The following is a 14,068-nucleotide window of genomic DNA, read 5'->3' on the forward strand; positions in this document are numbered from 1 at the left end:
CTAGACCCAGTGTTTCCAATGGTTCTAAGACTTCCAGTCATCACTCCCACTCAATTGTTGCTGGTGGTTTATTTGTTATATCAAATACTACTCTATTTACTTCTTTTATTTCATCTGTTATTCTTTTTGAGATTTTTCCAAGTATAGTCATTGGTATCTCTACAAATTCTGCTGTCATACCATCTTTTGAGTTTACTGCTCTTAGGGCTATTGTGTGGCAGTAGGTTCTTTGACCGTCTACTACTCCTACAGATTGAAGGTTTGGTAGAACTGCAAAGTATTGCCATATGCTTAGTCCTGCCTTGTCTATTTCATCCCTATATATGAAGTCTGCTTCCCTTAGTATATCTAATTTATCCTTTGTAAGTTCACCTAGGCACCTTACTCCAAGACCTGGTCCTGGGAAGGGCTGCCTATCTACTATATGTGATGAGATTCCAAGTGCTCTTCCTACTTCTCTTACTTCTTCTTTATAGAGAGTTCTTAAAGGTTCTACAAGAGTAAAGCCAAGTTTTTCTGGAAGACCTCCTACATTGTGATGGCTTTTTACTGCAACTGAACCATCTTCGTTTACACTTTCAACAATATCAGGATAAATTGTTCCTTGAACTAAAAAGTCTATGTCTGTTAGTTTTTCTTTTTCTTCTTCAAAAACTCTTATAAACTCTTCGCCTATTACTTTTCTCTTCTTTTCAGGGTTTGTTACTCCGTAAAGTTTACTTAAAAATCTATCTTCTGCATCTACTACTATTAGGTTCATATGGTATTCTTCTTTAAATACCTTTTCAACTTCTTCTCTTTCATTTTTTCTAAGTAGTCCATGGTCTACAAAAATGCAAGTTAGATTGTCTCCTATAGCTCTATGAACGAGAACTGCGGCTACAGAAGAATCCACTCCTCCAGACAGTGCACAAATAGCTTTTCTATCTCCTACTTGTTCTTTTATTTCCTTTACACTCTTTTCTATAAATTCTTCCAATTTAGCCCTCCTATTTTCTACTATAGTTTGGTGCTTCGTTTGTTATATGAATATCGTGAGGATGGTTTTCTACTAAGGATGCTGATGTTATCTTTACATATTTAGAATCTTCTTGAAGTGCTTTTATATCTTTTGCACCTACATAGCCCATACCAGACTTTAGTCCACCTACTAGTTGATAAACTACATCTCCTAGTGCTCCTTTAAAGTGGATCCTACCTTCTACACCTTCTGGAACATATTTTTTAGTTTTTTCTTGGAAGTATCTATCTTTACTTCCTGCATCCATAGCTCCCATGGATCCCATACCTCTGTATGATTTATATCTTCTTCCCTCATAAAGAACTTCTTCTCCAGGACTTTCTTCAGTTCCTGCAAAAAGTGAACCAGCCATAACCGTACTTGCACCTGCTGCTATTGCTTTTGTTATGTCTCCTGAGAACTTTACACCACCATCTGCTATTACTGGCACATCATATTCTTTTGCAGCTTCAGCACAGTTTTGTATAGCTGTGATTTGTGGTACTCCTATACCTGTTACAACTCTTGTTGTACATATTGAACCAGGTCCTATTCCTACCTTTACTCCATCTGCTCCAGCCTTTATTAGGTCTCTTGTAGCTTCAGCTGTAGCTACGTTTCCAGCTATTACTTGTAGGTCTGGGTATTCTTTTTTTATCTTTCCAACTGATTCCATTACTCCTTTAGAGTGTCCATGAGCTGTGTCTAGTACTACTACGTCTACCTTTGCCTTAACTAGAGCTTCAACTCTTTCTAGCATATCTCCTGTAACTCCTACTGCTGCTCCAGCAAGTAGTCTTCCTTCACTGTCTTTAGCTGATTCTGGATATTCGATTGATTTTTCTATATCTTTAATAGTAATAAGTCCTACTAGTTTATTATCATCATCTACTAGTGGAAGTTTTTCTATTTTATATTCCTTCATAATCTCTAGGGCATCGTCCATAGAGATACCTCTTTTAGCAGTTATTAAATCTAACTTAGTCATAACATCATCGATCTTTTTAGATACTTCTGTTTCAAATCTTATATCTCTATTTGTTATTATTCCAACTAATATATTCTTTTCATCTACTATAGGAACTCCTGATATACGATATCTTTCCATTAGTTCTAGGGCATCTGATACAGCATGATCTTTAGATAAGGAAAATGGATCTAATATAACTCCGTGTTCAGATCTTTTTACTCTATCTACTTCTAAAGCTTGCTGCTTTATAGACATATTTTTATGGATAATACCTATTCCACCTTCTCTTGCTATTGATATAGCCATTCTACTTTCCGTTACAGTATCCATTCCTGCAGTCATAAGTGGTATATTTAATTTTATTTTTTTAGTTAATTGTGTGTTTATATTTGTTTCTCTAGGAAGTACCTCAGATTTACCAGGCACTAAAAGTATATCATCAAATGTTAAACCTTCTCCGACAAATTTCACTTAAAATTCCTCCTCTATAGTTTTTTAATATTATACCACAAATAGATGACTTTTACATCCATGTAGGTCAAATATAAAAACAAGAAAATAGGAGTTTTCCTATTTCCTTGTTTTATTTTACCCTAAAGGTTTTTGGAGCCTTCTTATACACAAGTAATAGGGCTAGGGATACGTATATGATTGTAAAGCCTAAAATATAGGGGAGCATCTGACTTGCAGAAAATCCTAGTCCTATAAAACCATAGGATACAAGGTAAACTAGTCCATTTATAATATTATATAGGGGATTTTTAATCTTTAAGTCTGTTGAAAAGGGCTGAAGTATATAGTAAACAAATATATAGTGGACTGAAAAAAATGTAGCTAGGAGTATTGTGGAAGCTATCATTGGCATAGCTTGTCCTATTCTCTCTGGAAGGTTAAAATATATTAATTGTACTAGACCTAGACAAAGAACAGTTATTGGAATCATATTATAAAATAGTATCTTTTTTAGTCTTAAAGAGAACATCCTCAAAAGTGCATCTCCTTCTTTATAAAACCCATATCTAAGAAGGCTCCTATCACAGTTATAAAATAGAGACTTCATAATAGCTGTTGAATTGCAAAGGGCATAGACTATAATTATAAATAGGCTAAATCCATCTATTAGCTCAGTTGTTGTTGTTTTTCCAAAACCGTCTACAAAAAATCTATCAACTATAAATATCCCTAAAAACACTAGAAGTATCCCTAATAGTTTCCTAATCATAGGTTTATAGACTACCCTCTTATGTCTTTTAAAGAATATATGATTTAAATATTCATAACCTTCTTTATCTATATTTTCATTTTCTTTTAAGTTTTCTCCATCAAAATCCTTATCCCTTAATTTTACTTCTTGAAAGTTTATATCCTGGGTACTTTCTTGAAAATCTTTATAGGTCTCAAGTTTGTTTGCATTATTTATAATATCCCAATATCTATCGTATTTTAGAAGATATATAAATCCTAGGATTCCTAAAAAACTAAGAATAATAGTTAAATAAGTGCTGGTTAAAATAGAAACTAGATTTAAAACTTCTGGCAACTTTGTTAGCATAACAATCCCATAGGTCCCAGCTATACCTAATAAAGCAAGGCCAAATCTAGCTTTGGGAAAATCATTTACAGAGTGTCCTGTTTTTTTGAATATATAGAGATGAGTAGCATCCATAAATATATCAAACATAGTAATAGATAGGGCTAAATAAACTCCAAATAAAGAATCCTTATTTAATATAAATTTAAAAAACAAAGCAAATACTAGAGCCTTACTAAATAGACCTCTTAGGTTTTTCCATATGGTCTGACTTACAGCATATACTTTAGGGTTCATCCTCATTTGTTTAACAACTATAAAAGTTTCTTGATTTGCCTCTATCATCTTTGAACCTATAAACTGATTTAAGAAGAAAAAGGAGAATATAAAAAACATAAGAGCATTTAAGCTATCTGCTTTTACCCATTCTATATTTGCTGGTAGATAGATTGCTGCAAAAAATAGGAGTCCAAAAAATAAGGGGCCTGTTATTATACTACTTATTATTCCTATGATGCTTAAAAACTTTTTAAATCCTATAAAAGAATAGTTTATATCTTTGAGTAAATTCTTTATGCCTGGTATCTTTTTCAAATAGTATAGGAATCCATTTATACTTTTAGATGTATTTATATTTATTATAGTTAATATAGCTCTAATCATCATCTTCTTCCACCTGGAGCATATCCATTATCCTATCTTCAAAGTCAGGGTCCCCCAGCAGGTTTTTATCTATAAGTTCTAGCTTCCCCTTATGTAATACCACTATTTCATCACAAAGGTCCTTGGCTAGCTGCAAAATATGGGTTGAAAATATGATGATGTGACGACTTCTAATCTCTCTTAAGAGTCTTTTTATTTCTAAAGCTACTACTACATCAAGAGAGGTAAGTGGTTCGTCCAGAAGGATTACATCTGGACGGGAGATTATAAACATAAGCATTTGAAGTTTATTTTTCATCCCATGGGAGTATGATTTTATAAGTTTATGCCTATCTTTTTCATTTATCTTTATAAGGTCAAAATATTCTTCTATCCTTATGCTTTCATCTATTTTTTCTTTGTTTATATCCATAAAAAATTTTATAAATTCATAGCCTGTTAAAAATTCAGGAAGTATAGGGTCTGAATATACATAGGATATGTCTTCTGATTCTAGTTTTTTTATTTTCTCTTCCTTTGTTAGGAGTACCTGGCCTTCTTCTTTTTTAAGTTCCTCAGCCATTATATTAAAAAGAGTAGTCTTACCTGCTCCATTTCTCCCTAAAAGAGCATAGATCTTTCCTTTTTCAAAGGTAAAATCTATCCCCTTTAAAACTTCCTTTTGGTCAAATGATTTTTTTATAGCTTTAAGTTCTAATTCCATTTCTTCCTCCTATTGATTATATAAGGACCCAGATTAATGAGCCCTTATATATCTGTATTGATCTATTTTTTATATTTTTTCATATTTTCTATTATATCTATTCCTTCATCTATTGTCATTTCTTCATCTTCCATTATTAAATTATATTGGAGACCATCTTCATAAAAAGTTATCATTTTAAGTATATCATTCATAATATTAGCCTTGTTTCCTCTTATTTCTCTTTCCTCAAATTCTAGTACCCCATCATCTTCCATTTCTTCCTGTTTTTCTAAAACACTAATGAAGAAGGTCCCCGAATCATCTTTACTATAGTGAAAGACCATTTCATCTGGCACTAAATCAGAGTTATAGCTGGAAAAAGTTGCTTTTTCTAATTTATACTTCTTATCACTTATATAGAGTAACTTTCCTCCAAGCTTTTTATCAGCCTCTTCAATTGTTATTTCATCTGTGTCTGAAATATCTTCATCCATATCTATTTTTTTTACATCCTCTGGCAAATCTAGACTAAAGAATGAATCATCTATTTCAGGTGAAAATTCTACTTGAATATTTTCAGTTACTACTTTTATATCTCCACTTTTATTTATAGATTTAACTACCACCCAGTTGTCTTTGTCTATCCATGCTTCATAGTCGCCTAATAGGCTTGATTCTTCCATAGGCTCTCCCTTTAGGTGATAAGTTTCTCTTCCATTTATGGTTTCTTCCCCAAGATTATCAATCTCATACATCCTCTTAGCCATATCTAATTCATTCATAGTTTTTTCTTTTACACTTTTATTAAGATTTGAACCTTCTCCCATTTCATTGGAAATTGTAAAGACCTCATTTGAATCTTCTTGATAAACTTTTATTTCTTTTTCATTTATAAGGGAAATCATCCTTCCTTCATCTTCAGAGACTATTTCTGTTCTTCTTTTAACCTCTCCGTCAATCTTAGCTCTCCATTCTTCAGTCAGCATTTCTTCAATTAGCTCACCATTTTCAAATATTTTCATATTTGATTTTATATAGTAATCTTCCTCTTTTTCATTTGTATCTATGGCAGCTTTTACTATCTCTTCTGGAAGCAGAGTTTTAACTAGGGGACTTTCACAGCCTGTTAATAAAAAACTGCTGGCTAGTATAAATATCATTATTCTTTTTAACATATTAATTTTTCTCTCCTTTTATTGTGTATGCTAGCAGGGTAGTATTGTCTTCTGATAATACTTTTATCCTTCCTCCATGTTTATCTATTATACTCTTAACAATACTAAGACCTAAGCCTGTTCCATCTTTTTTTATATTTTTCCTAGAATTGTCTGCTTTGTAGAAGGGTTCAAATATAGTTTTTAATTCATCTTTCCCTATAGTCTTTCCTGTATTTTTGACTATTACAAGACTATCTTCTCCTCTAAAGTTTTCCAATTCTTTCCTTGTTTCTTCGTCTAAGTTTTCTCCTAGATTATAATTGCTAGAATAGACACCTACAAAGATATGACCACCCTTTTCACTATACTTTATAGCGTTAGTGATTAAATTATCCATTACTCGGATCATTGAGTTTACATCTATCTTTAAGCTGCCATCTATTAATATTTCCTCACTATAGTTTAAATTATTTTTCTTACAAATATCTCCATAGCCTGAAAGTATCATTTGGAAGAATTCCTCACCTTCAACTTTTACAAAATCCATCTTATAATCAGATGTTAAAAGAGTATAATATTGGAGATTTTCTAACATATCTTTCATATAGTCACATTTTCCTATTATTATGTCTTCATATTTCTTTGTATCTTTTTCATCTTTGTCACTTTTAATGATTTCTGTATAAGCTCTTATGGAAGTTAAAGGTGTTTTTAAATCATGGGATATGGCTGATATCATATGTTCCTTGGATGCCTTTTCTCTTTCTAAATTTATATCCTTCTCTTCTATTTCATTTTTCATAAGATTAAACTGATGGATAAGTTCACCTATTTCATCCTGAGACTGGTAATCAATTCTTTCATTTTTACCTAGGGCAAAGTTTTTCATTGAAAATATTAATCCTTCCAAGGGATTGTTGATTTTCTTATTTATCATTCTAATAACTATGAAAAGAACTAGAATAAAGTTTCCCATAAATAAGCCTATGGCTACTATGGTTCTTTTATTTACCTCTTCTACAAAATCATTTTTATTTAAGGTTATTTCATATACACCAACTAATTCATTGTTTAAAAATACTGGTTTTTTTAACTTGTCTGCCCTGTAACCAGTCTTCATATTATAAAAATCCTTATAAAGTACCTTCTTATCCAGTCTATAGTCTAAGGTTTCTAAGCCACTGGAGTAAAGATTATAACCATACCTATTATATAAATTTATCTGGACATGGTCTTTATCTTTTTCATTTATAAGTTCATATTTCCCCTTGTAATCCAAGTAAAGTTTTGGGTCTTCTAACTTTTTCTCATATTCTGAAAACCTATTTATATTTTCTAAATAGGTCTGGACTTGAATCTCCCTATCATAAGTACGAATCCAGTTGAAAAGAAGAGTTCCTGTTAGTATAGGGCTTAAAATAACCAATATATAGGAAATTATCAGCCATCTTTTTATCTTCATAGTAGTTTTTCTCCTATATATCTGTATCCCTTACCCCATACTGTCTCTATAAATATAGGATTTCTTATATCTTCATTTAATTTTTCTCGCAGGGTTTTTATGTGAACTGTTACAGTATTGTTATCTAGCTTTGACCCACCCCAGATATTTTCATATATCTCTTCTTTTGAAAATATCTTTTTAGGATTCTTTATAAATAGGTTTAATATCTCATATTCTTTCCCAGTTAGGTTTAATCTTTGATCATTTAAATAAATTATATTGTTTTCAAAATCTAGTCTTAATCCATCTATATATTTTATAGAGTTTTCTGGATTTTCCTCTTTGAAACTTCCATATCTTTCTAAATGTCTATTTATTCTGGCATGGAGTTCCATAAGGCTAAAGGGCTTGGTTACATAGTCGTCAGCTCCGATATTTAATCCATCTACCTTATCTAATTCCTTATCCTTGGCACTTAGGATTATTATTGGAACTTCACTTTTCATCCTTATGTTTTTACACAGGGTGAAACCATCCATCTCTGGCATCATAATATCTATTGTAACTAGGTCAAATTTATCTTTATTAAATTCTTCTAGGCCTTCAACCCCTGTTGAGGCCCAGGTGACCTTATATCCTTTTTTGTTTAAATATTCTCTTATGGCCATAGCAATTTCTAGATCATCTTCTACTACTAGTATCTTTCCTTTCATGAAAGCAGCGCCTCCTACAAATACATTATATAATATATGTACCGGTTTAAAAGAAACTTTATAATTTCTTTATAATTAAAATAAAAGACAGGTTAAAGAATTTAAATGAACATATTCTTTAACCTGTCTTTTATCTTTATGGTTCGTTTTTGTTTCCTTCAAATTTCTTTTGATCTATTTCTTTAAATATATTATTTTTATTTTTGTCTTTTAGTTTTTGCTTTATCTTAGATTTATCTATATTTGTAACTTCTCCCATTATAGATAAAAACTCTTCCCGTGTTAAAGGTTTTTTATCATCCTTTAATTCATATCCAAGTTGCCCACTTATTTCGATAGTAGCATATTTTATATCTTCTATGGAACTTATTCCAACTTGCCTAAGTCTTGTTTCAAGCTGGTCTACTGTCAGTCTTACCTTTTTAAGTTCATTTATTTTCAGTTTCCCATTTTCTACCACAACAACAGACTTTCCTGAAATAAAGGTTTCAACAAAATCTAGCTTTACCTGTAAAAGTTCAGCAGTAAGCATAAGAACCACAAGTATAAAAGCTGCTCCAAATGTAACAAATAAACCTTTCTCAGCTACCGGCTGAACAAGTAATGAACCTAGTCCTATCATTACAATTGTTTGGGATATTGTCATTTGGGATATTGATTTTCTTCCTCCGATTCTAAGTATAAGGGTTCCTATTATAAATATAAGAACTGATTTCCAAATCCAAGCTAATTCCATAATATCACCTTCCGCATTTTATACAATTAGTATATCCTTAGAGCTTAAAGTGAATACATGGTAAAAGATTTGCTTTCAAAATATTTATTAAAATATTAATTTTATAAAGTTTACTTACCCGTATCTGATATATCTAGTAGTTCATCTGGGAAGGGCTACCATATAGTTTGGTCTACTAAATTTTTATCTTTAAATCTTAGTACATAGGTCTTTAAAAGGTTTACTGGTACACTTAGGTGAACCTTATCTTCTCGATATTTATCGAAGCTATCTAGTATAAAGTTTTTTTCTTCTTCATTTAACTCTTTTGAAAAATATCCAAATATATGCATAAGACTATTTATATAATTTGTATATTTAGGAGGTTTTTTAAAGATTAAGCTTAGATTCTTTTTATATTCTTCTATTACATCTTTTTGGCCTTTTTTCTTATGATTTGCAACTATTTTTCCAAGTTTTCTACTCATTTCTTGATCATAAGCTATAAATAAATATTTGTGTCTGCATGAAATTTCACTAGATCTTTCATCTTTTCTGTATTTTCTACTTTTTCTTTAAAATTTTTAATAGTATAAAGTTTTGTAAGAAAGTGTTCTCTTATTTTTAAGTTTGTAAGTCTTCCTTCTTCTTCTATTGGAAGATCTGGAAACTTATCTAGTACAGCTCCCCCAAATACTCCAAGATCTTTTTCTATAACAGGCACCTTACCCCTACCATTATATACTTTTACATCTTTTATCCCACAAGATGGAGATCTTCCTTTTAATATAAAGCCGTCTATATCCTCAAGTTCTCCTAACACTCTATTACTATATTCTTCCATTTCCTTTGTAAAAAGCATGTCTGTATCTGGTTGATAAAGTTTTAGCTTCTCATCTTCTTTTATGAGTCTTATAGGTTTTTTATTTTCCATATTTCTCTCCTTATTTTTCTATGTCCCCACTTACCTTACCATCTGTTAGTTCTATGATTCTATCTCCTTTTTCTGCTATCTTTTTATCGTGTGTTATTATTATAAAGGTAGACTCAAACTCTTTATTTATCTTTCTTAGAAGATCATAAACTGTTTGGGTAGTTTCAGAATCTAAGTTTCCCGTTGGCTCGTCTCCTAGTATTATATCAGGACTATTTATAAGTGACCTTGCTATAGCTGCTCTTTGCTGTTGTCCTCCTGATATGTCTGTAGAAAGATTGTTTTTTACTTTACTCATTCCAACCATATCTATAAGATACTTTGCTCTTTCTATTGTTTCTTTATCTACATTCCCATAGCTTTTAATATACCAATTTGTCTAGACTTTTGAACTACTGATATGGCAAGTACGGATGCTATACCAAGAAGAACTGCTAGTAGTACAAAGACTTGTATTAGATAAGATGAAGCTGATTGGCCTGATAAACCTGAAAGAAGTTCTTCATTTTCTATCTTCCAATTTGTGGTCTCTAAAGAATCATCTAAATTTTTTTCTATATCTTTTGCTATGACATCTGCATTAAATACATCACTTACTTGAGTTTCTATTGAAGATAGGCTCCCCTTTTTATCAAATATTTCCTCTGATGTTTTTAAGCTTGATACTGCCCATGAGTTATTTATTGCCTTTACCTTTAAGTCATATATACCACTTAGTTCCACTTCCTCTATACCACTATTTGGAACTACCATGTCTAGTTTATCTCCTACTTTAAGTTCTAGATCTTCAACCAAGTCTTTTCCTAGTATAATTTCCCCATTTGAAGATGGGAGACTTCCCTTTACAAGTTTTTCATCAAACTCATAAATTTTATTTGCATCTTCAAACTCTACTCCTCTAAATAGTATAGGGTAAGTTTCTTCATCCAGACTTAAAAATGTTGACGAGTCTAAAGATTTGGATACTATATCTAAGTCTTCATTTTCTTCTAATCTATCAATAAGCTTATCATCCTTTTTAAAAAAATTTTCCCTATCTGAAGGAACTATTGTTATATGTGATGAACTTCCTATTGTATTGTCTACTAAACTCTTTTGTAATCCATCTATTAAAGATCCTATAAATATCTGAACTGACACTCCTATAGCTATTCCAAGTATTATTAATATAGTTTGCCCTTTGCTCGATTTTAAAAATCTTCGAGCTATATTCCATGATAATTTCATTTTTGTTTCACTTCCTCTTTCAAGGAAAATATATCTTTAAGTCTTTCTAAATATATATCTCCTCCTATTTGTTTATAAAGTTCCTTTGATTTTTTAAGGGCATGTCCGCCAAGAGCAAACTTTATTTTGTAGTCAAATTCTTCTTTTATTCTATCTATAGTCTTTTTCGTTTCTAAAAGATTATAAAAGTTTGTAACACCTATAGATATTATATGTGGTCTTTTATTTTCTATTGATTTTATAATAGTTTTCCAAGGAGTATTGGCTCCTATAAAAGTTGTTTCATAGCCTGCTATAGTAAAAATATCTGCTGCCATTTTAGCTCCTATAGCATGGTCTTCAAATTTTGGACAAAGTACTACTACCCTTTCCTCCCTCTTAATAGCTCTTTCTTCTTTTTCCTTTAGTACATATAGGTATGAGTTTTCTATAATAGTGATTATTATTTCACTTCTCACGTGCTCTTGCCATATAAGTCTATCTTCATCTTTAAATTCTTTTGTTACATTGTTTAAAGCAGGCCCAAGGATATCTTCATATAGTGTTAAAACATCTACTTTTTTATTTTCTAATGCATCTATAGCTGTTTTAACAGCAATTTCCTTATCATGTTTTTTTAATGCTAATAGTAGCTTTTTATATAGCTCCTCCATTTTTTTACCTCCTTTATCTATTAAAAGTAATAAGACGATAGCAGATATTTATCATCATATTTTACTGCCATTTTTAATAATAGTTTTTTAACTGGATTTATTGAATAGCTTCCTCTTTTAAATGATCTTTTATAGGAATCATACTTTTTCTTTTCCTTTTCTGTAGCTTTGTCTTTAAAATATCCCCACACATGTGACAGGGCATTTATCATATTTCCTTGGCTAGGTTTTGTTTGTAGTGCCTTATCTATAAGGCTATAAAATTCTATTAGGGGATATTAAGCTTTATCTTTTAAAAGATTTCTTACCTCCCTATATACATTTGGATCGTGTTCAAGAATATTATACTTATATCTGGCCCATTCTTCTTCTAGAGCCTTTATATCTCTTTTAGGATTTATAAGGTTATTTGCTTTAATTGCAGAAAGATTCTTATCTTTTACTTCAAGCATTATATCTACATGGGGTATATCTTTTAAAAAGTCTTTAAAGACCTTTAAGTCTATAGTTTGGGAATGACTTCCACTTTTCTTACCATTTGCACTTTGTGAGTAGTGTATCTTTTGAAGGCCATCATAAGATTGCCAAGTCTTATTTACTAAATTAATAAAGTATTTATCATCCTTTGACTCATCAAAAGGGTTCAAAGCATTATGGAGATTATCGTATACAACCGGTATATCCTTTCTAGTAGCTATACCTAGTACATCTCCTATATTGTAGGATTTATCATCATTTTCTATTATAAGCCTATCTTTTATTCCCTCACTTAATAGTTTATAATTTTCTTCAAATCTTTCTATAGCTGATTTTTTATCACCATATACTCCGCCTATGTGAATTATTATCTTACTCGTCCTATCCCTTCCCAAGGCATATAAAAACCTATTGTGGTATTCTAAGTCTTCTATGGCTCTTTCTACTACATTTTCTCTTGGCGAATTTAAAACTGTATATTGACCTGGATGCATAGAAATTCTTATATTATTATTGTTTATTTTTTCAGATATAGTTTCAAACTTATCTTTAAATACTTCTTCCCAAAGAATCTCATTTACAGGGCTTGAACCAAAGGGAATTATATCAGAACTTAATCTAAACATCTTTATATTCATTTTTATATTATAGTCAATAATCCTATCTAATGTATCAAGATTGTGCTCTATAATTTGGAGTAAATTTTCTTCGCTTGCGTTTTTTAAAGTTATAGTTTTAAATCTTGTATGGTAGACTCCTTTTGTAAGACATGCATATCCTATCTTCATGAAAATCTCCTTTTCTAATATTGGTTCATAGATACCCATACTTTTTCTTTTCAATAAAAAAAACCTCTTAATTAAAAGAGGTCTCTTGCTTATATTGATTTAGTTGTCCTTCATAAATTATCTTTAAATCTTTACATTCTAAAAAATCTACTGGGGATGTAAGTCCTGGAGTTTTTTCGATTATATTTATTCCACTATTTGTAAGTACTTCTGAAACAAATTGAGAACAAAAATAACTATACTTTCTTTGTATTGGTCTATTTACTATTACCCCTACAAGTCCTAAAAGATTGTACTTGTATTTTTCTTGTTCTAATGTAAATCTTTTTATTTCTTTATTAAGTCTTTCATACTGCTCTTCACTAACAGTTAAAAGATATATTGCACATTTTGTATTTGGAAATCTAGTATATGTACCGTTAAGTATGTCTTCTCTTATAAAGCCTCCCAAAACAGGATTATATGGCCTAAGTCTACCAAAACTATAGAGCTCATCCAAGTCTTTATCTAGTCCTAGTGATACATGTGTATAGTTTGTTTTTGTATAAATATTGATAAGTCTAGATAACATAGAGCCACTATGAGATAGTAGTATATAAATTTGTTTTTCCATTTTCACACCTCTATAAATTTGTTTTTCCATTTTCACACCTCTATAAATTTGTTTTTCCATTTTCACACCTCTATAAATTTTATAATTTAATTACTATTATATATCTTTTTTGAGAGATTTCATACTATTAATTTATCTATCTTGGTAATACTCTATTTCTCTTTCTACATTTATTTTTATAAGATCCATAACCCCAGTTTCCATAAGACCGTATATACCTATATTTATTAGAAGTATAAATATTACTGTAAATATAGAAAAAATATCATATTTTATTTTTACTTCTTCTTTACTTACATATGCATAGTATAAGATTTCAAGACCTAGAATAATAAGTATAAATGGCCAAAGTTTTAAAAATAGTTCAAATGCTGAAATCAAAGTAAATTGAGATAGAAGAAGTATTACACCAAACAATATAAGAACTAAAGCCATAGATATAGTACCAACTCTTTTAGTCTTCATCTTCTTCACCTCTTAGTATTTCTTTTTTAGTTT

The 14,068-nt window shown here is 30.6% G+C and carries 17 protein-coding genes; all 17 read right to left on the minus strand.

The features are described from left to right. Positions 1–40: 40 nt before the first annotated feature. Positions 41–979, minus strand: coding sequence for a glutamine-hydrolyzing GMP synthase (gene guaA, locus ACTHW2_RS05060; RefSeq protein ID WP_442262810.1), 939 nt, complete (start codon positions 977–979; stop codon positions 41–43). Between the two features lie 10 nt (positions 980–989). After that, positions 990–2,441, minus strand: a complete 1,452-nt coding sequence (gene guaB, locus ACTHW2_RS05065) for an IMP dehydrogenase (protein ID WP_442262811.1) — start codon at positions 2,439–2,441, stop codon at positions 990–992. 112 nt (positions 2,442–2,553) lie between these two features. Continuing rightward, positions 2,554–4,167, minus strand: a complete 1,614-nt coding sequence (locus ACTHW2_RS05070) for a hypothetical protein (protein WP_442262813.1) — start codon at positions 4,165–4,167, stop codon at positions 2,554–2,556. Beyond that, on the minus strand, positions 4,157–4,867 hold the full coding sequence (locus tag ACTHW2_RS05075; RefSeq protein ID WP_442262815.1) for an ABC transporter ATP-binding protein: 711 nt from the start codon (positions 4,865–4,867) through the stop codon (positions 4,157–4,159). The genes ACTHW2_RS05070 and ACTHW2_RS05075 overlap by 11 nt, the downstream gene beginning before the upstream one ends. A gap of 62 nt (positions 4,868–4,929) precedes the next feature. Continuing rightward, positions 4,930–6,024, minus strand: coding sequence for a LolA family protein (locus tag ACTHW2_RS05080; protein WP_442262817.1), 1,095 nt, complete (start codon positions 6,022–6,024; stop codon positions 4,930–4,932). Between the two features lies 1 nt (position 6,025). Further along, positions 6,026–7,468: a sensor histidine kinase gene (locus ACTHW2_RS05085; protein ID WP_442262818.1), complete on the minus strand. Its 1,443-nt coding sequence runs from the start codon at positions 7,466–7,468 to the stop codon at positions 6,026–6,028. Beyond that, a complete protein-coding gene (locus tag ACTHW2_RS05090; protein ID WP_442262820.1) occupies positions 7,465–8,163 on the minus strand; it encodes a response regulator transcription factor in 699 nt (232 codons plus the stop codon). Before ACTHW2_RS05090 ends, ACTHW2_RS05085 begins: the two co-directional genes overlap by 4 nt. Before the next feature lie 136 nt (positions 8,164–8,299). Continuing rightward, positions 8,300–8,899: a DUF421 domain-containing protein gene (locus ACTHW2_RS05095; protein ID WP_442262822.1), complete on the minus strand. Its 600-nt coding sequence runs from the start codon at positions 8,897–8,899 to the stop codon at positions 8,300–8,302. A gap of 155 nt (positions 8,900–9,054) precedes the next feature. Continuing rightward, positions 9,055–9,366, minus strand: coding sequence for a YbgA family protein (locus ACTHW2_RS05100; protein ID WP_442262824.1), 312 nt, complete (start codon positions 9,364–9,366; stop codon positions 9,055–9,057). Positions 9,367–9,380: 14 nt separating this feature from the next. After that, entirely contained in the window at positions 9,381–9,812 is a 432-nt protein-coding gene (locus ACTHW2_RS05105) for a 2-thiouracil desulfurase family protein (RefSeq protein ID WP_442262826.1), read from the minus strand. 10 nt (positions 9,813–9,822) lie between these two features. Further along, positions 9,823–10,179 carry an ATP-binding cassette domain-containing protein gene (locus tag ACTHW2_RS05110; protein WP_442262837.1) on the minus strand — a complete coding sequence of 119 codons (357 nt, stop codon included), beginning with the start codon at positions 10,177–10,179 and terminating at the stop codon, positions 9,823–9,825. Then, entirely contained in the window at positions 10,158–11,039 is an 882-nt protein-coding gene (locus ACTHW2_RS05115) for an ABC transporter permease (RefSeq protein WP_442262828.1), read from the minus strand. The genes ACTHW2_RS05110 and ACTHW2_RS05115 overlap by 22 nt, the downstream gene beginning before the upstream one ends. Next, positions 11,036–11,692 (minus strand): cobalamin B12-binding domain-containing protein, encoded by a 657-nt coding sequence (locus tag ACTHW2_RS05120; RefSeq protein WP_442262830.1) that lies wholly within the window; start codon positions 11,690–11,692, stop codon positions 11,036–11,038. The genes ACTHW2_RS05115 and ACTHW2_RS05120 overlap by 4 nt, the downstream gene beginning before the upstream one ends. 20 nt (positions 11,693–11,712) lie before the next feature. Then, positions 11,713–11,961, minus strand: a complete 249-nt coding sequence (locus ACTHW2_RS05125; RefSeq protein WP_442262839.1) for a DUF1722 domain-containing protein — start codon at positions 11,959–11,961, stop codon at positions 11,713–11,715. Between the two features lie 9 nt (positions 11,962–11,970). Continuing rightward, positions 11,971–13,011, minus strand: a complete 1,041-nt coding sequence (gene uvsE / locus ACTHW2_RS05130; protein ID WP_442262832.1) for a UV DNA damage repair endonuclease UvsE — start codon at positions 13,009–13,011, stop codon at positions 11,971–11,973. Between the two features lie 13 nt (positions 13,012–13,024). After that, positions 13,025–13,630, minus strand: a complete 606-nt coding sequence (locus ACTHW2_RS05135) for a hypothetical protein (protein ID WP_442262834.1) — start codon at positions 13,628–13,630, stop codon at positions 13,025–13,027. A 72-nt stretch (positions 13,631–13,702) separates the two neighbouring features. Beyond that, positions 13,703–14,035 carry a LiaI-LiaF-like domain-containing protein gene (locus ACTHW2_RS05140; RefSeq protein ID WP_442262836.1) on the minus strand — a complete coding sequence of 111 codons (333 nt, stop codon included), beginning with the start codon at positions 14,033–14,035 and terminating at the stop codon, positions 13,703–13,705. Positions 14,036–14,068: the final 33 nt, after the last annotated feature.

This window comes from Tissierella sp., from assembly GCF_052089545.1.
Lineage (GTDB): Bacteria > Bacillota > Clostridia > Tissierellales > Tissierellaceae > Tissierella_A.